Origin of the sequence: uncultured Campylobacter sp. (assembly GCF_938039245.1) — a bacterium.
GTDB lineage: Bacteria > Campylobacterota > Campylobacteria > Campylobacterales > Campylobacteraceae > Campylobacter_A.
In genome coordinates this window covers 18,407-37,837 of record NZ_CALHVN010000014.1, presented here as the reverse complement: position 1 = coordinate 37,837, position 19,431 = coordinate 18,407, and the positions used below count along the sequence as shown (strand labels likewise).

Below are 19,431 nucleotides of genomic sequence, written 5' to 3'. Positions count from 1 at the left end.
TTTAAATATCTCATCATCGAAAATCCCGCCCATGCAGCTAATTAGCGTGGAGTGGCTTAAGATATTTTCATCCCAAAACGGCTCGTCGCCGCCCTCAAAGCCGCTCAAATTTAGATATTTTCGCACGGCTTGTTCGTTGCTCAAGAACTCGCCGTTTGGGCTAAGCCTAAAAAACCTGCCGCTGTCGTTATCGCCAAATTGCGGCACTTCGCCGTTTGGCTTTGTAATGTCGGCGGTAAACCTGCCTATTTTATACAACCTGTCCACGAACCACTGCGGCAGCGCTATTTGTCCGTTTAAGATTTTAAATTCCTGCTCGTTTGGCGGCAGAAGTTTTGGCTTTTTACGCCAAAGCTTTGCGTCGTAATTTTTTAGCGACGAAATTTTTTCGCTTTTTAAACCCAGTATCAAAGCCGCGCTATACGCCATCAGCTCGCCGCTTAGGCGGTGGTAGCTCGTAGAGCTCTCAAAATTTCCGCCGTCTTCGTAAAATTCCTTTTTCATTTCGCTGATTATCTCTTGCACGGCAAACGCCAGCCACGCGTCTATCTCGCGGTCGCCGTCTAGATACGCGCACGCAAATAGCAGGCCCGCGATGTCGCTTAGATAGTGATTTGACGTAAGATGCGGCGAATATTCGAGATTATTTACTATATGAAACGCGTGTTCGTAGACGCTATTTGAAAAGGTCTGTTTAAAATCCGCATCTAAAATTCTGCCATCATCCATCCGGCAAAACATATCGTAAGCCGCCAGCATATTAGCGACCCTGATGCCAACGTCCATCGTGCAGGTCCAATTTATGCCCATTCTAGGCGGATTATTGCGGATAAAATCTAAAATTTGGTTTTTAAATTCTTTTAAATTTTGCTCTTTTAAGCTCGGATCCGCCATAGCAAAAATAGCAAGCTGCGGTAAGTGCTGAAGCCTCGCAAGCTCCCACGGCACCTTTATGTCGCTGCCCGGTTTATGGGCTATGCGCTGATCTTTGTACCATTTTTTTTCGCTCCAGCGAAAGCCGCTTTTAAAATCCTTTTGCCAATCAATCGGCTCGTAGTCCTCCAGCGCGCTTGCGGGAGCTGCGACGTTCGTATCGTATTTGTAGCCCTCAAGCCCGAGCACCGCGCTATCATAGCTATTTTTTACCCACCCGCTACCCAGCAGATCGAATTTATGCTCAATGTACATTTTAGACAGATATCTCGCGACGTCTAAATTTATATTCGAAACGCCAAGTTCGCATAAATTTACGTAGCTTATTCGTACCGGCGAAACGTTAAATTTGATACGGGTATCGCTGGATACATCGCGCAACTTTTGGATTTTATCTTTAGTTAAATTTAAAATTTTATTAGCGATTTTCGCGCACAACGCATCAGGCGGCATCGACTTGGCTTTTTTAAGATAATAAAAAAATTTACCCATTATTTACGGCCTCTAAAATTTTATCCACATGCCTGCCCCACGTGTATTTTCGTAGGGCTTCTTTTGCGGCATTTGCGCCCATAGACGCCCTTAGCGAAGCATCGTCTATTAGCGCTTTCATGGCGGCTTCTAGTGCGTCTACGCGTCCCGGTTTTACCATATAGGCGGTTTTGCCGTGCTCCAAAATTTTAGACATCTGAGCCATATCGCTGCATATTACGGCTTTGCCCATAGCCATGTATTCAAACAGCTTGGTAGGGCTGCCGAAAAACTCGCTTTCATCGGGGTTTGGGACGGTGGCATTAACCAAGATATCGCACGCGCTTAGAAATTTCGCTCCTTGTTCTTGCGGGATAAGGCCGGTTAATACGACGTTTTCTTGCAAATCAAATTCCAAAATATGTTTTTTTACGATTGGCATTCTGATGCCGTCGCCTATCATAAAAAGCTTGGTTTTTTCTTTGTATTCGGGATATTTTTGCAGTAGCTTGCCGTAAGCGTGCGCGATATTTTCGGCTCCGTGCCACTGACCAAACGTCCCTATAAAGCCGATTACGATTTTATTTTCAAGACCGTATTTTTGCTTTACGTCCTCGCAGCTTACCTGCGGATTATATTTGTTTTCGTCTATTCCGTTTGGATTTACGATTATTTTGCCCTCGTCTACGCCTAAATTTAAAAGGATATCTTTTAACGCCTCCGATACGGCAACTACGCATTTTGCATTTTTTAGATTATATCTTTCTACCGCGCAAACGATAGGTAACTTAAAAATTTTGTAGTAAATAGTCTTGAAAATTCGCTTAAAAAGAGTATCGTTATTTTTCCAATTTTTAATCTTCCAAACGTCAGACGAGTTAAACTCTAAAACAAACGGTATCTTTTTTCTCTTTGAGATATACGCCCCGCAAAAGCTAAATCCGCTATATCTCTGATATATCGCGTCAGCCTCCAAATCGGCGCAATGCTTTATTATTTTAAAATTATAAAAAAGCTCAAGAACATCTTTTGGGATAAAAGGAAATTTTATAGGCTTTACGACGGTTATTTCTTTATCAACCCCCCAAAGTTCGTCATTTGAAACGACGCTTAGCCGCACCTTTTTATCCATAGCGTTTATAACGCCCGCCGTGTGCCCCACCGAGCCGCCCGCCTTTAAGCCAAACCAATAAAGCGTCCTTAGATAAAGTATTTTCATCATATATCGCCTATCTGCATAAATTTTAGCCTAAATTTATCCATCGTGGGCTTTAGTATATCGGCGTTTACGCTAATCTTTGGCACATAGTCCGAGCAGCTTAAAGAGCTTAAATTTAAATCTTTTATCGACGTAAATTTACACTCTTTATTGCCCGCGATTCCCCCCAAAAGTTTTTTGCACTCGCCTATTAAGCCCTCGTTTATGCTTATATCTACATACCGCCCGCTTTTAAAATTATATTTTAAATTTAAAAAATTAAAACTATGTAAAAAAAGCGTTATTATGCAATCTTTGGGCATTAAATCAATCGCTCTTAATATTTCATCCGCGCTAGAGCCGTATCTAAAATCAAATTTTTGAAAAACGCTTTTGGTTTTTAAAAAACCGTAGCGCTTTTGTTTTTCGTAAACGCTAACTGGCAACTGCAAAACGCCGCATTTTTTGCTAGTTTTATTTAAGTAGTCGTAGTTTATAGCGCAATTTATATTTTTATAAAAAAACGAGCTATCTATAAAAATATCGTTTATCCTAAGGGCTCTTAGCGTGTCGTCGTTTGCGCCGTATCCTCCGGCTCTGTGAGCTATAACGTCCGCGCCTATCCACTCTTTTATCTTTTGCTTACCGAAATTTATAATTTCTATTTGCTCGTCTAGGCTATATTGGCGCATAAATTTTCTGTTTTTATCGTATTTTCCGGACGGATGGGTATGTAAATTTACGCCGTGTCCGCTCTTGACGATTTGGCGACACAGTCTTTTAAATTTATCCTCGCCGTATCTTTCACACGGATACACGTCCACAAAATGCTCCGCTACGCCGCCGTACTCGTTTGCTAAGTCATTTATGAGCTTTACGCCGACTTCCTTGCCGTCAGTCTCGCCTTTTATAAAAATCTCAAACGCATCGGCTCTATTTGCATGCAGTTCTCCGACCTCAGTATCGCAGGTTATTAAAATTTGCTTCATTATTTGTCTTTTTTTGCTACGACCATTATCTCTCTGTGTTCAAACCAAACATCGCTTGCGCCTTCTCCAAGTATCCTTAAAGCAAATCTTATACATTTAATCATAATGCTTCTTACTAGCGAAACGACGATCTTTTTCTTGCTGTTTTTAAATATATATGAGGCCGGAAGCACTTCTACTTTGGCAAAATATAGTCTAAAAATATCCGCAAGGCTCTCTCTGGTATAGCCTACTTCATGAGTAAAGTCCATATATCTTTCATGATTAGACATTATCCAGTCCATATTTGGAACTTGGATGATTGCCGTCCCGCCGATATTTAACGAGTTATATATCTCTTTTACGAATTCCTCTTGCCTATCTTTTTGTATATGCTCCATAACGTCTTTACACAGTATAAGGTCGTATTTATTATATTTTAAATTATTAAAAGCGTTTTCTTGTTTTAGCGTATCTAGCCCGGTCCTATTTTTAGCTATCGACAAATCGGAATTAGACAAATCTATACCGTGTAAATTTTTAAAACCAAAACTCTGCAATGCTTTTAACATATAGCCTTTATTGCAACCGATCTCTAAAATTTTGCCGTTTATATATGGATTTATGTGTTTTAAATAGTTATATTTTAAGAGATTATCAAAGAACTCTTGCCTGAGCTTCTCATCTTTAGTATCTATAAAATCGCCTCTTATTTCTTTATATCGGTCCAAAATTTTCTCTTGCGTAGTCATCTCAACCCTCTCGTTTTCTAGTTTTACATAAACATATATAGACGTCTTGCTCGTTTTTTGATATAAATTTTGACACCTTGTCGATAATATATATAGGCATAAAATACAATGCGCCTATACAGATTTTTCTAATCAAAAAACCTATGGTATAAAATACTATCTTATTTTTTATCGTAAAATTTAGTATATTTTTCGAGCTTCTTTTTAAAAAACCGTCTGTCGGTTTTATTATTATTTTTTTATAAGACGAAAACATATCTAAAATAAGCCAAATAGGCGTTTCTATATATTTATAATATGTTTTTATATATAGCCCGTCTTCATAAATTATCTCAAATTTATCAGATACTAAATTTCTAATTTCATCTAGTTTAAAGTAAGGCATTTCGCCTATATTTACGGATATGATAGCGTAACCGTCGTCTTTGAGTATATTGCGGATGTTAGCCATTGATTGCATCCGTCCTTCATTATCCAGATAAGATAAGACCTCTATAGCCGTGACGCAGTCAAACGATTCTCCTTCAAAATTTACGTCAGGTAACTTTTGAACGCTAAAGTCGATATTAGGATATTTTTTTTTAGCTTTATCTATTGCTATTTGAGATATATCAACGGCTCTTATCTCGATATTTTTTATAGAATTAGACATTAAATTCGTAAAAAAACCGGTACTGCACGCGATTTCTAAGATTTTACCTTTTATATTATTCTTTATCAGCATATCAAGATATTTTTTAAATCTATATAGCTGACTTCTCCTAAATGAAAAACCCCATCCGTCTAAAGCAGAATCGTGAATGTCGTCAAATGTATTATTATCCATTACTAACCCTTTTTACAAAATACACAGATGCATACAAATAATAAAAAGAAGCAAGTATGCTTGATAGCGCCGCACCTATAACGCCAAGCATCGGTACAAAAATAATGTTTCCCAATAAATTAATACCGGCCATTCCGTATGACATTTTTTGATCTTCTTTTCCATAGCCTTGACCGACTATCCAAGCATTATATGGTTGATAAAGCGCTTTTACGCAATACCCGGCAGAAGTCAAAAGTAGTAAAAATAATACATCGTCATACTCTTCTTTTAAATAAAAATTTATAATCAAATATCCAAGCGTATTGGTTAAAAAAAATGATAAAAGCACCCAGGCTAAATTTGCTTTTAGTATAGTAAACGGTATTTTGCTACTATTCGTTAATGTTTTAAATACGCTACTACCAATTGCCGCAGACATTGAAATAATAGGCGTCGCCATAGAATTTGCTAGTCCATAAAAACCGACGTCTTTTGAACCTATAAAATATCCTATTAAAAGTCTGTCTATATTATAAGCGGATACGGCAAATATTCTACCCTTATAAATATATTTTCCATACCGTTTATTTTCCGAATTTATAGCTCTAAGAATTTCAAAAAAACCGCTAAAATTCGGCCGTAGCATATAAGCGTATATCGCAAATGTAACCGCATAAGATAAAGAAAAAGATAAAAGCGCATTTAACGGAGTTAAGCGCTCAAAAATAAATAAAAGAGATAAAAATACTACAAATAAAATTTTAGAAAATATATTAAAACCGGCTAAATAGCCTATATGATTACTGCCTTTTAATATTAGCTCCATAAAAAATGGAATCACGAAACTCCAACTTATAAAAGATGAAATTCTGATTATCTGTCCTATTTCATCACTAAAAATTTTTTCGAGTAAAAATGAAATCACGAGCGCAAATACGATAAAAAAAGCCGATAAAATACATGCTATTATTATAGACGTGCCAAATATCTTTTTTTCTAAATTTATGTCATGATTGTTCGCAAGCATCTTTGAGGCGCTAGAGAAATATCCAAACTCAAAAAATATAGATATAAACGTGATAATAGTCAGAGATAAAGAATAAATCCCAAAATTTGTCGCTCCCATTTGTTTGGCTAAAAGCATATTGGATACAAAACCTACAACCATGCCAAATATCTGCGCTACAAATAAAAATAGCGTTTGTTTCGCGACTTTTGAGGCAAATAAATTTTTAAGCATAACTTCCATCTACTTTTAAAACCTTAAACTCATCGTCTATCCAGTCGGTATTTTGAGCGTTTTTTACGACTACTTTGTTGCCGACTAGCGAAAATAGAGGCATATCCGAACGACTATCGCTATAACAGAACGAATTTTTTAAATCAAATTCCTTTAAATTTAGCTCGCTACCCAGCAACTCTACCTTTTTATCTCCCAAGCATTCATCGCCTGCGATTTTGGAAGTAAAGACGCCGTTTTTAAACTCAAGCTTTGTGCTTATTAAATAATCTATGCCGTAACTTTTAGCAAAATACCTCAAATATACCTCAAATCCGCCCGATACGACTACGATAATATGACCGCTTTTTTTATGCGCTAAAAGAGCTTCTATGACGCTTTTATGAAGTCTGTTTGCTACTATACTACGATAAAATTCTGCAGCGTATTTATCCATCTCCTCTTTTTTGACGCCGTAAAATACCCGCATTAAATTTTCCTTATATCTTTTACTATCAGACGAGGGTATTTTATTTATTTTCTTTATAATCCTTGCGCGTATTCTCTTGACTATCGAAAGTTTAGATTCCAAAAAATCCAAAAAAAACGTAGCGGATTGACCGTCGAATATCGTATCGCAAAAATCAAAAATAGCTAGTACGGGCTTATGCAATATCGTCCTTAAATATCTCCTTAATAGCCTTAACGATGATTTCGTTTTCTTTTTGCGATCTAGCTGCAATCCTGATAAATTCGCCGTTTAATCCTATCTTGTCGCTGCAAGTCCTAGTATAGACGCCGTATTTTATTAGCATTTTTGAAACGAAATTTGAGCTAGTACTACCGTCTAGTAGCTCGATAAGAGCAAAATTTGCCATGCTAGGATAGACTTTTATTTGAGGTATCTTTGAAAGCTCATCAAAAAACTCTTGCGCATGGGCGATGTATTTTTTCCTTACTTCTTCGTATTCTTTAAAAAAATCGCTTCTATTATAGAGCCTAAAAAAGTATTCGCTAAGTCCGCTAGAATTCCACAAATATCCGTTTTTAAGGAGTTTTGCAACCTTGTATTGATCCATCACTCCGTATCCTACCCTAATGCCAGCTATACCGAAGTCTTTAGATAGGCTTTTGATGACGATGACGTTTGAAAACTCTTTAAAAAGCTCGGTAGCAGAAATCAAGCTATACTCGCTATCCTCAAAGGCAAAGTGTATAAAACTCTCGTCTATTATGATGTTTTTAACCTCTTTAAGATTATTTAAAATAAATCTTAGATCTTTATATTTTATGTATCCGCCGTCCGGATTATTTGGATTAATAATTACTACGCTATCCGGGTTTTTAGACTTAACGAAATTAACGTAACTTTGGATATCAAGCTTAAAATTTTCGTCTTTATTTAGCTGATAATAAATCACTTCCGTATCGTCCCTTACAAACTCGTAATAAGACGAAAACGTAGGGATATTTACGATCACCCTTTTTTCTACGAAATTATGCATCACGGCTTGGATAACCTCTATCGCGCCGTTTCCTACAAAGATATTTTTACTGTCTACGTCTATAGATTTACTTATGACGTCGGCTATTACGCCGTTTTGCGACGGATAAAACTCTAAAACGTCTTTTAGTTTATTCGTATCGATCAAATCTTTTTTAAGGTAATCTAAAAAAAGCTCCGTCGCGTATGGATTGGATAAAAAGCAAGCGTCCACTTTAATATCAAGCTCGGAAAGCTTCTCGCAAATCGTAAAAATACTAGGGCTATGGCTGCCGGCGGCATCCTTTAATCTTTTTATTTTAGAGGCAATTTTTTGTTCGTCTAAATTTAACTTTATCATACCAACTCTCCTTTTTGAATCGTTACTTTTATTTTACCTGTTTTTATGTCTCGCCCGATTTGCGGCACCTTTTCTATATTTAGCTTTATGTTTCCAAGCCTCCTATAGACTTCGCTAGCTATTAAATTTACGTACTGGCTCGAATCATTATCTAAAACCACTTTTAAGGTTACGCTTCTATCCTTCTCTTGGATTATCTGAAACTGCCTTAAATCGCTAAAATTTTTCATCGCGGTAGAGAAATTTGCCGTAGGTATCGCCGTTCCGTCATCCTTAATAAGTATATCGTCGCTTCTGCCTTCTATCCCTTTAAAAGGAATAGACAAATGTCTACCGCAAGGACAAATCGGCGCTTTACCGTCTAAAGGTATAGCCTTATCGCCGGTATTATATCTAATAAAAGGCATTACGTAGTTATTTAAAGAAGTGGCTATGATTTCATTTTTATCGTTAAGTTCGACTATCCCGTAATCATCATTGTTGTGATAGTTACCCGCCCAACACTGCTGGACTGTTACAGTTCTTTCGTTTTGCCCGTACCAGTCTAAAACGGGCAACCCCCAATACTCCTCGATGGCGCTTCTATACGCAGGCAGCAAAGTCTCAGATGAAGTTACTATAGTTTTTATTTGAGGTATTTTTATGTTTTTTTGCTTTAAAAGTAGCGTAAAAATATATATGGAGCTTGCGTATCCTCTTATTATTTTGGCTTTTGACTTTTCGATAACGGATAAATATAAAGCCAAATTTGACTCGTTAATATGAAACGGGGATAAATACCAATAATCGCCCGAAATTTTATAAAGCGGCTCGCCTTCTTTTGGCGAATATGTCCTTAAAACGATTATCGGATCACCGCTTTTATAAGTATAATCTTTGCCCATACCCCAAGCTCTATTCGCTACAATTTTTTCTATTGCATCGCTTTCATATGGGACTTTAAATTCAAACGGAGTCCCGGTAGATCCCGACGTATGAGATGCTTTTCCGTCAAATCCGATAGAACAAAAGTCTTTAAAATTTTCTCTGATTACTTGCTTATTTATAACCGGAAATTTTTTCAATTCATCTAAGCTAAAATTTTCAAAATCTATTTTTAAATCCAAATTTTTATAAAAAGGCACGAAATCAACCGCTTTTTTTATTATATCTTTTAGCTTCTTAGTCCTGATACGCTCTATCTCTTCTGCGCTTTTCCACTGAAATTTATCATATTCGCTAAAATTTCTCTTGATAAAAATATAATTTTTGATTTTGCTTTTTATCTTTTTGTAAATTTGACCGGTCATAAATTTAGCCTTTTATATCAAAAACGAAATCTCCGTCGTCTGCACCATATCCCAAAGCTCTATCGGCCAGCTTTTGCCTTTTTTTAGAGTCTCAAATAGCGCCTCAAGCTCTTCGAGCTGCCCTTTTTGGCTTACGTTCGTTGAGATTTCTTTCACCCCCACTCCGTATCCTTTAAGGCTTTTGTAGTCATCCAAAATAATGCTCTTTCCGTCAAAGTGGATCTCCATAAATTCCTTACTTAGCTCCTTGCTGCCGTTTGCGAAATACTCGATATTTGCCACCGAGCCGTCTTTGTATTTTAAGACGATGGATTTGTTATCCTCGGCGCTATATTTTTCATTGCTCGGCGTGATAGCCTGCGAAAATACGCTCTCTATCTCGCTGCCCGTTAGCGCCGTCATCAGATCTATTATGTGGCACGCTTCGCCCACCATTCTGCCGCCGTTTTCGTGCACCCAGTGATCCATCGGTATGTAGCCCGCATTCATCCTATATCTGATTATCATCGGATTTATTCTAGCGCTCGTATGCTTTTTTATCTCCTGTGCGTAAGCGCTAAATCGTCTGTTAAATCCCACGAATAAAAGGGGTTTGTCGCCTCCCCCCTCGTAAAATTTCTTTATCTTTTCAAGCTCGTCTTTGTTTGTCGCAAGCGGCTTTTCTACAAATACGTTTTTGCCTGCTTCAAGCGCCTTTAAAGTAAGCTCTGCGTGGCTATCGTGCCTTGTTGAGATGATTACCAGATCAACGTTTTTGTCATTTAAAATATCGTCTAAATTTGAAGTAGCGTAGTTCGCTCCGTATTGCTGCGCCACGGCCTTTGCTTTATGTCCGCTCCGGTTCATGATCGCGTAAATTTTATACTTATCCGTAAGCTTTGAGATATTAGGCAGGTGCATCCCGGTAGCAAATCCGCCGACGCCGACGAACGCGACGTTTATCACATCCCTATTTACTGGTGCGGAGCTTATAATGATTTTTTTATCGTGATTTAGATAGCTATCAAGCTCGGCTAAATTTGGCTCGCCGTAGTCAAGCAAAACCATAAGCGGCTTATTCTGCGAAGTCTGTAGCGACTCAAACGCCTCCGTTACCTGCTCGATAGGATATTTTGCGTCTATGAGCTTATCCAGCTTTATCAAATTTTCATTTACCAGCCTTAGATACTCGCTCATATTTCGATTTTCAGTCCATCTGACGTAGCTAAACGGATAATCAAGCCCCTGCTCTTCGTAGCTCTTGTCGTAGCGACCGGGACCATAGGATGTGGAGATGAGAAAATCAAGCTCCTTTTTGTACATATCCTCTCTATTGATCTGCATGCCGACTACGCCTACAAGCACCACTCTGCCCTTTTTTTTACACATCGCAAAGCTTTGCGATAACGGTTCGCTACTGCTCGTAGCGGCGGTAAATAGCACGCCGTCGGCACCGTACCCGCCGCTCCAAGACGCAACTACGTCTAATAAATCGTCTCTTGACGGGTTTATGACGAGCTCGGCGCCGTATTTCTTTGCTATCTGCAAGCGCCTATCGTCAAAATCACTGACAGCGACCCTCACGCCTGAAATTTTAAGCATCTGCACCGCAAGAAGCCCTAAAATCCCAGCTCCAACGACTACGCAGGTCTCGCCCAGCCTTAGATCGATCCGCCTAACGCCCTGCATCGCTATACCGCCCAGCGTCACGGTGCAAGCTCGCTCAAAGTCCATATCCTGCGGCATTTTCATAACTAAATTTTTAGGCACGTCTACGTATTCTGCGTGGTTTGCAAGCCCTGCGCCGGCTGCGGCGACGCGCTCTCCGATCTCAAAATTTAAAACACCCTCTCCGACTGCTATAACTACGCCGCTAAGCGAATAACCGGTCGGGCTTCCGCTATCAAGCTTGCCCTTTACCTTCGCATAGGCGTTTGCGATGCCGTCTGATTTTATCATACTGATGACTTTTTTTACATTCTCCGGCTGCTCTAAAGCCCTTCTAATCAGGCTCTTTCCGCTATTTGATACGCCGCTTATCTCGGTGCCCGCCGATATGCAGCTATTTACTACTTTTATAAGAACGCATCCCTTTGAAACGCTTGGGGCAGGGATCTGCTCTGCTAAAACTTTACCTTTTTTAACTATTGCTTGTATCATTAACCATACCTTGAAAAATATTAAATATTAGTATTTAGCACGCCGCAAAAATCCAAAACTTCTTTTTCTATTTTTAGCTCTTTAAATTCTTTATGCGCTACTAAAAATACGACTATATCAGCGATATCTACAGCTTTTTCGTAGTTTATTATCTCAAAATCCTTGTGCGATTTTATATTCGGCTCGACGGCTAAAATTTCAAATCCTTGATTTTTTAATTCGCGAGTAATAAAAACTGCAGGCGACTCTCTAAGATCGTCTATATCGGGCTTAAACGCAAGCCCCATGCAGGCTATCTTAGGCTTTTTGCCGCTCTTTAGCTCAAATTTTAAAGCGGCGTTTTTTATCTTTTCGATCGACCACTGCGTTTTGTGATTATTTACCTCTCTAGCCGTTTTGATAAGCCTTGCGTCATCGCCGCCCGCATGCACGATAAACCACGGATCGACGGCTATACAGTGTCCGCCCACGCCGCAACCGGGATTTAGGATGTTTACGCGCGGATGGCGATTTGCTAGCGAGATGAGCTCCCAGACGTTTATGCCAAATTTATCGCACAAAACGCTAAGCTCGTTTGCAAATGCGATATTTACATCGCGAAACGAGTTTTCGGTGAGCTTTGCCATCTCGGCGGTTTTTGCGTCGGTTTGCAAAATCTCGCCAGCGACGAAAGTTTTATAAAATTCGGCCGTTTTTTTTGCGGCTTCTTTATTTAAACCGCCTACGATTCTGTCATTTTGTACGAGTTCTTTTAAAATTTTACCGGGCAATACTCTCTCTGGGCAGTGAGCGATGTAAATTTTAGAGATATCCAAGCCGCTATCTTTGAGGATTTCTCCTATTTTTTCAGTAGTTCCCACGGGCGAAGTCGACTCTAAAATCACGATATTTTCGTCCCTAACAAATGGCGCTATAGACTTGCTGGCGCTTACTACATAGTTAAGATCGGGCACGTATCCGTCGCAAAAGGGCGTGGGCACGGCTATGATAAAAACATCGGCCAAATCAGGCTCTAAGCTTGCCCTTAAATTTCCGCTGTTTACCGCGCCTTTGACGAATACGTCAAGCTCTGGTTCTACGATATGTATTTTTCCTTGGTTTATCGTATCTACCGTACTTTGCACTACGTCCACGCCGTGCACTTTGTAGCCTTTATTTGCCAAAAGCGCCGCAGTAGGCAGTCCTATATAGCCAAGCCCCATAACGCAAACATTTTTTATCATCATCTCTCCGATCTTAAATTTTTTATAAATTCTACTATCTTAACGCTAGCTTTACCGTCGCCGTATGGACTTCGCGACTGAGACATCTTTTGATAAATTTCGTCGTCGTCGAGTAAAATTTGAGCCTGCGATACTATATTTTTCTTATCAACGCCAACGAGTTTTACCGAGCCGGCCTCTATAGCCTCGGGTCTTTCGGTTGTATTTCTCATTACAAGCACGGGTTTACCGAGACTTGGCGCTTCCTCTTGTATCCCGCCGCTATCTGTTATGATAAAATGCGCCTTGTTCATAAGATAAACAAATTCGCCGTACTCTAGAGGCGCTATGAGGCGGACGTTACCGATACCGGATAAAATTTTCTTTACGGGCTCTTGGACGTTTGGATTTAGATGAACGGGATAGACTATATCGACGTTTGGATTTTTGATCGCTAGGGTCTTTAAAGCCTCGCAGATATTTATAAATCCATCGCCGAAATTTTCCCTTCTATGGCCGGTTACGAGTATGATTTTTTTACCGCGGTTAGTATCGTATTTCGCATTTAGAGATGTTAAAATTTTATCTTTTAGCCCGCTATCTTTTTGCATCCTTTCAAGCAGCAAAAAAAGCGCGTCGATGACGGTATTTCCGGTTACGACGATATTTTTTGGACTTTTATTTTCTTTTATGAGATTTTGTTTCGATAAATTTGTAGGGGCAAAGTGATAGCTTGCGATTATATCGACTAACTGTCTGTTTATCTCCTCTGGAAAAGGCGAATAAATATCCCCCGTTCTTAACCCCGCCTCTACGTGAGCTACTTTAATCTGCTTGTAAAAAGCGGCCAAAGAAGCTATGCTAGCGGTAGTAGTATCGCCGTGGACAAATACTATATCCGGTTTAAAATCATCTAAAACATCTCGTATCTTTAGCAAAATCCTAGACGTCAGATCGTACAGATCCTGCCCCGCTCGCATAATTTCTAAATCATAATCTGGAACTATGCCAAATATCTCAAGAACTTGATCTAACATCTGTCTGTGTTGAGCCGTGACGCAAACCTTGACGTCAAATTCGCTATTTTTTTTAAATTCTTTTACCAAGGGCGCCATTTTTATGGCTTCCGGTCTGGTGCCAAAGACTATTAGTATTTTTTTTATCATTAAATCATTCTTTCCAGCCTAGCATTCGCCAAATTCGGATTTTCCATTTAAATTTAGCCGCCTTAAAAGATCGCCCTTACGCTAGATTCAGAACTATTTTATACAAATTTCAGTTAAATAATAATTAATTTTAAATCATTTTTAGACGTAGGAATTTATGCGTATATTTTGGACGTTTTAGCCGCTTAAGCCTAAAATCTCGTCAAATTTACGGCCGCTAGGAGATTTAAAGTAGGTTTAAATTTTTAGTAAATTTAAGAGTCGTCTTTACGAGAAATCCTGCGGAAAGCCAAAGCTCTCCGCAGATAAAGGCGTATTACATCATTCCGCCCATGCCGCCCATGCCGCCCATATCAGGCATCGCAGGCATCGGTTTATCCTCTTTTAGCTCGCTTATGGTAGCTTCAGTGGTTAAGAGCAAGCTCGCCACGCTGACCGCGTTTTGAAGAGCCACGCGCTCGACCTTGACCGGGTCGATGATACCGGCTTTAAACATATCCACATACTCGCCCGTAGCCGCATTAAAGCCGTAGTTATCGTCTTTGCTAACGCTTACGGAATTTGCCACTACGCCCGCGTCAAAGCCCGCATTTTCAGCGATCTGGCGTAGCGGAGCGGTTAGAGCGCGTCTTACGATATCTGCGCCGATAGCTTCGTCGCCGCTTAGTTTTAGATCTACTTTTGCGCTCGCTTTGATAAACGCAGCGCCGCCGCCGATCACGATGCCCTCTTCTACGGCCGCTTTAGTCGCGCTTAGAGCGTCGTCCACGCGGTCTTTTTTCTCTTTCATCTCGGTCTCGGTAGCAGCGCCGACCTTGATAACCGCTACGCCGCCGCTTAGCTTAGCTAGGCGCTCTTGTAGTTTTTCTTTATCGTAGTCGCTCGTAGTTTCCGCGATTTGAGCTTTTATCTGGATGATTCTAGCATCGATTGCCGATTTCTCGCCTGCGCCGTTTACGATAGTGGTGTTATCCTTGTCGATGATGACGCTTGAAGCTTGACCTAGGTCGCTTAGGGTTGCGCTTTCTAGCGTTCTTCCTAGCTCTTCGCTCACTACTTCGCCGCCTGTTAGTATCGCAATATCCTCAAGCATCGCTTTTCTACGATCGCCAAAGCCAGGAGCCTTAACCGCAGAGATGTTTAGTACGCCGCGAAGTTTGTTTACTACTAGCGTCGCAAGCGCCTCACCCTCGATATCTTCAGCGATGATTAGTAGCGGTTTGCCTGTTTTTTGGATCTGCTCAAGCACAGGTAGTAGATCTTTTAAATTTGTAATCTTCTTATCAAATAGCAATATGAACGGATTGCTTAGTTCAACCTGCATCTTTTCAGCGTTTGTGATGAAGTACGGGCTTAGATATCCGCGGTCAAACTGCATACCCTCGACCACGTTTAGCTCGTCGTGGATGGATTTTGCTTCCTCGACGGTAATGACGCCGTCTTTGCCGACTTTTTCCATCGCATCAGCTATCAGTCCGCCGATAGCAGAGTCTGAATTTGCTGAGATAGTGGCTACTTGCGCGATCTCTTTTTTATCGGTTACTTTGCGCGATAGGCTTTTTAGCTCGGCGATTATAGCTGCGGCCTCTTTATCCATACCGCGTTTTACCTCGACCGGATTTGCGCCTGCGGTGATGTTTCTTAGACCCTCTTTAAAGATAGAGTGCGCCAAAACCGTAGCCGTAGTCGTGCCATCGCCCGCCTCATCGTTTGTTTTACTAGCGACTTCTTTTACTAGGCCTGCGCCCATGTTTTCTAGAGCGTCTTTTAGCTCGACCTCTTTAGCTACGCTCACGCCGTCTTTAGTGATCGCTGGAGCGCCGAAACTCTTTTGCACTAGCACGTTTCTGCCGCGAGGCCCCATCGTTACTTTTACAGCGTCGTTTAGTTTTCTAACGCCTTCGTATAGTTTGTTCCTAGCCTCGTCTGAAAAAAATATCTCTTTTGCCATTTTTATTCCTTTAAATTTAGATTATTTTAAAACGCCTAAAACATCTTCGATTTTTAGAACCAAATATGTTTTACCATCAAGCACGACCTCGGTGCCGCCGTATTTTGCGAAAACTACGCTATCGCCCACGCTCACGCCTTCTACCTCGCTTGATACCGCCAAAACCTTGCCGCTTAAAGGTTTTTCTTTTGCATTATCGGGTATAATGATGCCCGAAGCGGTCGTTTTGACGTCCTCAAGACGCTCGACTAAGACTCGTTTGCCTAACGGTTGAAAATTCATGATTCATCCTTTATGGTTTGATTTTACTTTTTTAGCACTCTTTTGTTTTGAGTGATGAAATTATAGTCAAATTTTTAGAATTTGTCAATAATTTAGCTAAAATTCTTAACAAGTCTTAGTATAACCGGCTCAAGTTTCATAATAAAATTAAACTAAATCTAAAGGATAGACGATGAAAATTTTAGGCGCCCTGCTCGGACTGGTTTTTGCTTTGCTTATCGCGGCTTACGTCGCGGCCTTTACGGATTTTGGCAACGGTTTTGTTAAATCCTACGCTGAAAATATAATTAAAGAAAAAAGCGGATTTGATGTCAAATTTGACAAATTTCAGATCCGTCCGACGAGCGTAGATATCGTAGCTAACGTAAACGGCGAGATCGCGGCGAACGTAAACGGCGGGCTTTCGATTTTCTCGCAAAACCTCGATCTAAAATACGACGTCGCCGTTAGCGACCTAAAAAGCCTGGGCGTCAAGCTAAGCGAAGCTATGAAAATCTCAGGCATCGCAAAGGGCAAATTTAGCGATTTCACCGCTAGCGGAGTAGGCCAAATGCTAGGCTCAAACGTTAGTTTCGACGCAAACTTAAAGGACTACAAGCCGCTTTCTTTAAAGCTCGACGCTAAAAATTTACAGGTCGAAAAAGCTCTAGCGCTAGCCGGCCAGCCTATCTACGCGCACGGTAAAATCTCCGCCGTCGCAAATATCTTAGAAAGCGGCGGCAAGCCAAACGGCACCGCAAATATCGATATCTTGGACGTCAAAACCGATAACGCGCTCATCGCAAAGGATTTTAACGTCACTCTACCGTCAAATTTCGCCGCAAACGGCAAAGTCGTAGCAGACGTAAAAGACGGTATCGTAAACGCCAAAAGCGCGGTGATCACGCCGCTAGCGACGATCGGCAGCGACAAGACGATCTACGATCCAAACTCAAACACCCTAAGCAGCGACGTCAAGCTCATCGTGGACGATCTGGCTAAATTTGAGCCCGTCGTGGGGCAAAAACTTAGCGGAGCGTTTAAAGCAAACGGCAACGTCATAGCCACCGCCGGCGAGCTAAAAAACTTCGACGTCAAGATCGAGGGATTTGGCGGTAACGTCGATGCGGTGCTAAACGGCGGCAAACTAATAGCCAAAATCAGCTCGCTAAAGCTTGACGAACTAGTTAAAATCGCCGCTTTCCCGGCATTTGTCGGCGGAACGATCAGCGGCGAAGCGGTGCTAAACGACGTGCACAACACGCAAAATATCTCCGGTTCTGTTAAGCTTGCTACCAAAAACGCGCGGCTAAATCCGGCTGAGCTAAAACAGGTCGCAAGGGAGATAAATTTGAGCAAACCTTTAGCCTTTGAACTAAACGCAAACGCCGACGTGGCAAGCTCGAAAGCCAAATTTGACGCCTCGCTAAACTCCGAACTTTTAAAACTAAAGAGTCTAAGCGGCGTTTACGGACTGGATGACAAAAATGCGGACGTCAAATTTGACGCAGGTATCGATGATCTGGGCAAATTTGAAGAGCTAATCGGCAAAAAACTATCGGGCAAAGTGGACGTCAAAGGTGCGGCAAAACTCGCAAAGGGCGCGCTTAGCGAGCTAGATCTAAACGCAAACGCTCTAGGCGGCAAGATAGATGCGATCCTCAAAAACGAAAAACTAACGGCAAATTTAAGCGCGCTTTCGCTCAAAGACGCATTTACGCTGGCTGCGCTGCCAAACTACGCCGACGCAGTGATCGACGGATCCATAAACCTAAGCGGGCTGGATCCGAAAAATCTCAGCGGTACGGCTAAATTTAACGTCAAAAACGGTATCGTAAACAGCGCCGTCGTAGCAAAAGAGCTAGATAAACGCTTCCCAAGCGGCACGAAATTCGACGCTAACGCGGATGTCGCTATAAACGGCGGCAAGGCTAAATTTGACGCGGTAGCAAACCTCGTCTCAAACGCAAACAAAAACCTAATCGCGCTAAAAAATCTAAAAGGCGACTACGAGCTTGAAAGCGGCTCGGCAAAGGCGGACTTTGAGCTTAGCATAAGAGAGCTAAAAGAGATCGAGTTTTTGGTCGGGAGGCCGCTTTATGGGCCTTTGCTAGTTATCGGCGACGCGACTAAAACGGGCGAAAAGCTAAGTGCGAACGTAAATTCGCGACTCTTTAACGGCGATCTTAAAGCGGTCTTAAAAGACGACATCCTAAACGCAAATTTAAAAAGCTTCACCGTCAAAGGCCTCACCGACTTTTTGGGCCTCTCGCACGTATACGACGGCACCGGCGATATGACGATGGACTATAATCTCGTCTCGCAAAAAGGTAAATTTGACGTCGCCGTAAATGACGGCAAGCTTGCAAAGACCGATTTTACCGAGCAGGTAAGGACCTTCACGGGGCGCGACATAACAAGCGAAATCTACAAAAACAGCAAAATAAAAGGTACGATAAACAAAAACCTAATCGACTTTAACGCCGATATGAACGCGACTAGAAGCCACGTTTCGGTAGCTAGCGGCAAATACGACATGGCAACCAAAGCCGTAAACGTACCGATAAAGATGAACTACGAAAAAACCGACATCGACATCACCGTCACGGGCACCAGCGACAACCCGAAATACACGATCGGCTCGGACTACCTAAAGGGCAAGGCGGTTAAGGAGCTCGATAGATTTTTGGATAAGAAATTCGGCAAAGACGACGAAAACGGCACCACGGGCGATGCGAAAAAAGACGCCAAAAAAGATGCGATAAAAGGGCTTCTCAAGGGGCTGTTTTAGGTAAATTTGAGCTAAGCACGGCGGTAAATTTAGCGCCGAATTTGAGCAAAATAAGTTCGGTAAGTGCGGCAAATTTAAGCTGGAGCCCGTTTGCTCGGCGCGTCAAATTTGGGCTGCTGGGCTAAATTTGACCGCTTTGCCCGGCGCTAAATTTGAGCTTTTTCAGGATCAAATTTGATTGCAGGGTTTGGCGGCAAATTTGAGCCTTTGCGGCTAAATTCGGCGGTACGGTTTGATGCTGAAATTTGAGCTTTAAATTTTAAAGCCTTATCGGCTCGGCGCCAAATTTTAAGACGGCTTGAGGCTACCGAATTTGACGTCAAATTTAAACCGCTCGGCTAAATTTGACGTATTAAATTTAGCAAGCTTGACATACGATTTGAGGTTTGTTAGCCTTGGCAATTTAAATCGCTAATATCAAATTTTACGCTAAATTTAA

General features: G+C 41.2%; 15 protein-coding genes. 1 reads left to right on the top strand and 14 read right to left on the bottom strand.

The window, feature by feature from the left end:
- From Q0218_RS02825 to groES, 14 genes are all read right to left on the bottom strand, one after another.
- The coding region (locus tag Q0218_RS02825) for a heparinase II/III family protein (RefSeq protein ID WP_297966047.1) at positions 1-1,425 on the bottom strand (1,425 nt) is incomplete at its 3' end.
- A complete protein-coding gene (locus Q0218_RS02820) occupies positions 1,418-2,626 on the bottom strand; it encodes a glycosyltransferase family 4 protein (protein ID WP_297966045.1) in 1,209 nt (402 codons plus the stop codon). The genes Q0218_RS02820 and Q0218_RS02825, both read right to left, overlap by 8 nt.
- Positions 2,623-3,591 (bottom strand): hypothetical protein, encoded by a 969-nt coding sequence (locus tag Q0218_RS02815; RefSeq protein WP_297966043.1) that lies wholly within the window; start codon positions 3,589-3,591, stop codon positions 2,623-2,625. Before Q0218_RS02815 ends, Q0218_RS02820 begins: the two co-directional genes overlap by 4 nt.
- Positions 3,591-4,322 carry a class I SAM-dependent methyltransferase gene (locus Q0218_RS02810; protein WP_297966041.1) on the bottom strand — a complete coding sequence of 244 codons (732 nt, stop codon included), beginning with the start codon at positions 4,320-4,322 and terminating at the stop codon, positions 3,591-3,593. The genes Q0218_RS02815 and Q0218_RS02810 overlap by 1 nt, the downstream gene beginning before the upstream one ends.
- Before the next feature lies 1 nt (position 4,323).
- Positions 4,324-5,148 carry a class I SAM-dependent methyltransferase gene (locus tag Q0218_RS02805; RefSeq protein WP_297966039.1) on the bottom strand — a complete coding sequence of 275 codons (825 nt, stop codon included), beginning with the start codon at positions 5,146-5,148 and terminating at the stop codon, positions 4,324-4,326.
- Positions 5,141-6,379 (bottom strand): oligosaccharide flippase family protein, encoded by a 1,239-nt coding sequence (locus tag Q0218_RS02800; RefSeq protein ID WP_297966037.1) that lies wholly within the window; start codon positions 6,377-6,379, stop codon positions 5,141-5,143. The genes Q0218_RS02805 and Q0218_RS02800 overlap by 8 nt, the downstream gene beginning before the upstream one ends.
- The gene (locus Q0218_RS02795) at positions 6,363-7,022 is read right to left on the bottom strand and encodes an HAD-IB family hydrolase (protein ID WP_297966035.1); all 660 of its coding nucleotides are present in this window, start codon (positions 7,020-7,022) and stop codon (positions 6,363-6,365) included. Before Q0218_RS02795 ends, Q0218_RS02800 begins: the two co-directional genes overlap by 17 nt.
- A complete protein-coding gene (locus tag Q0218_RS02790) occupies positions 7,015-8,193 on the bottom strand; it encodes a histidinol-phosphate transaminase (RefSeq protein ID WP_297966033.1) in 1,179 nt (392 codons plus the stop codon). The genes Q0218_RS02795 and Q0218_RS02790 overlap by 8 nt, the downstream gene beginning before the upstream one ends.
- Complete coding sequence (locus Q0218_RS02785) at positions 8,190-9,482, bottom strand: hypothetical protein (protein WP_297966031.1); 1,293 nt, start codon at positions 9,480-9,482, stop codon at positions 8,190-8,192. The genes Q0218_RS02790 and Q0218_RS02785 overlap by 4 nt, the downstream gene beginning before the upstream one ends.
- A 12-nt stretch (positions 9,483-9,494) precedes the next feature.
- On the bottom strand, positions 9,495-11,621 hold the full coding sequence (locus Q0218_RS02780) for a bi-domain-containing oxidoreductase (RefSeq protein ID WP_297966029.1): 2,127 nt from the start codon (positions 11,619-11,621) through the stop codon (positions 9,495-9,497).
- A gap of 20 nt (positions 11,622-11,641) precedes the next feature.
- Entirely contained in the window at positions 11,642-12,844 is a 1,203-nt protein-coding gene (gene wecC / locus Q0218_RS02775) for a UDP-N-acetyl-D-mannosamine dehydrogenase (protein ID WP_297966027.1), read from the bottom strand.
- Complete coding sequence (wecB, locus tag Q0218_RS02770) at positions 12,844-13,989, bottom strand: UDP-N-acetylglucosamine 2-epimerase (non-hydrolyzing) (protein WP_297966025.1); 1,146 nt, start codon at positions 13,987-13,989, stop codon at positions 12,844-12,846. The genes wecC and wecB overlap by 1 nt, the downstream gene beginning before the upstream one ends.
- Before the next feature lie 316 nt (positions 13,990-14,305).
- A complete protein-coding gene (gene groL / locus Q0218_RS02765) occupies positions 14,306-15,940 on the bottom strand; it encodes a chaperonin GroEL (protein ID WP_297966023.1) in 1,635 nt (544 codons plus the stop codon).
- 21 nt (positions 15,941-15,961) lie between these two features.
- Complete coding sequence (gene groES, locus Q0218_RS02760) at positions 15,962-16,222, bottom strand: co-chaperone GroES (protein WP_002946739.1); 261 nt, start codon at positions 16,220-16,222, stop codon at positions 15,962-15,964.
- A gap of 172 nt (positions 16,223-16,394) precedes the next feature.
- Between groES and Q0218_RS02755 the strand changes: the two genes are divergently transcribed.
- Complete coding sequence (locus tag Q0218_RS02755) at positions 16,395-18,992, top strand: hypothetical protein (RefSeq protein WP_297966021.1); 2,598 nt, start codon at positions 16,395-16,397, stop codon at positions 18,990-18,992.
- Positions 18,993-19,431: the final 439 nt, after the last annotated feature.

Bases quoted from the DNA above. Each gene is read 5' to 3' on its own strand.
- wecB (WP_297966025.1), bottom strand. From the start codon at position 13,989: ATGATAAAAAAAATACTAATAGTCTTTGGCACCAGACCGGAAGCCATA.
- Q0218_RS02755 (WP_297966021.1), top strand. From the start codon at position 16,395: ATGAAAATTTTAGGCGCCCTGCTCGGACTGGTTTTTGCTTTGCTTATC.
- Q0218_RS02790 (WP_297966033.1), bottom strand. From the start codon at position 8,193: ATGATAAAGTTAAATTTAGACGAACAAAAAATTGCCTCTAAAATAAAA.
- Q0218_RS02785 (WP_297966031.1), bottom strand. From the start codon at position 9,482: ATGACCGGTCAAATTTACAAAAAGATAAAAAGCAAAATCAAAAATTAT.
- Q0218_RS02815 (WP_297966043.1), bottom strand. From the start codon at position 3,591: ATGAAGCAAATTTTAATAACCTGCGATACTGAGGTCGGAGAACTGCAT.
- groES (WP_002946739.1), bottom strand. From the start codon at position 16,222: ATGAATTTTCAACCGTTAGGCAAACGAGTCTTAGTCGAGCGTCTTGAG.
- groL (WP_297966023.1), bottom strand. From the start codon at position 15,940: ATGGCAAAAGAGATATTTTTTTCAGACGAGGCTAGGAACAAACTATAC.
- Q0218_RS02780 (WP_297966029.1), bottom strand. From the start codon at position 11,621: ATGATACAAGCAATAGTTAAAAAAGGTAAAGTTTTAGCAGAGCAGATC.
- Q0218_RS02805 (WP_297966039.1), bottom strand. From the start codon at position 5,148: ATGGATAATAATACATTTGACGACATTCACGATTCTGCTTTAGACGGA.
- Q0218_RS02800 (WP_297966037.1), bottom strand. From the start codon at position 6,379: ATGGAAGTTATGCTTAAAAATTTATTTGCCTCAAAAGTCGCGAAACAA.
- wecC (WP_297966027.1), bottom strand. From the start codon at position 12,844: ATGATAAAAAATGTTTGCGTTATGGGGCTTGGCTATATAGGACTGCCT.
- Q0218_RS02820 (WP_297966045.1), bottom strand. From the start codon at position 2,626: ATGATGAAAATACTTTATCTAAGGACGCTTTATTGGTTTGGCTTAAAG.
- Q0218_RS02810 (WP_297966041.1), bottom strand. From the start codon at position 4,322: ATGACTACGCAAGAGAAAATTTTGGACCGATATAAAGAAATAAGAGGC.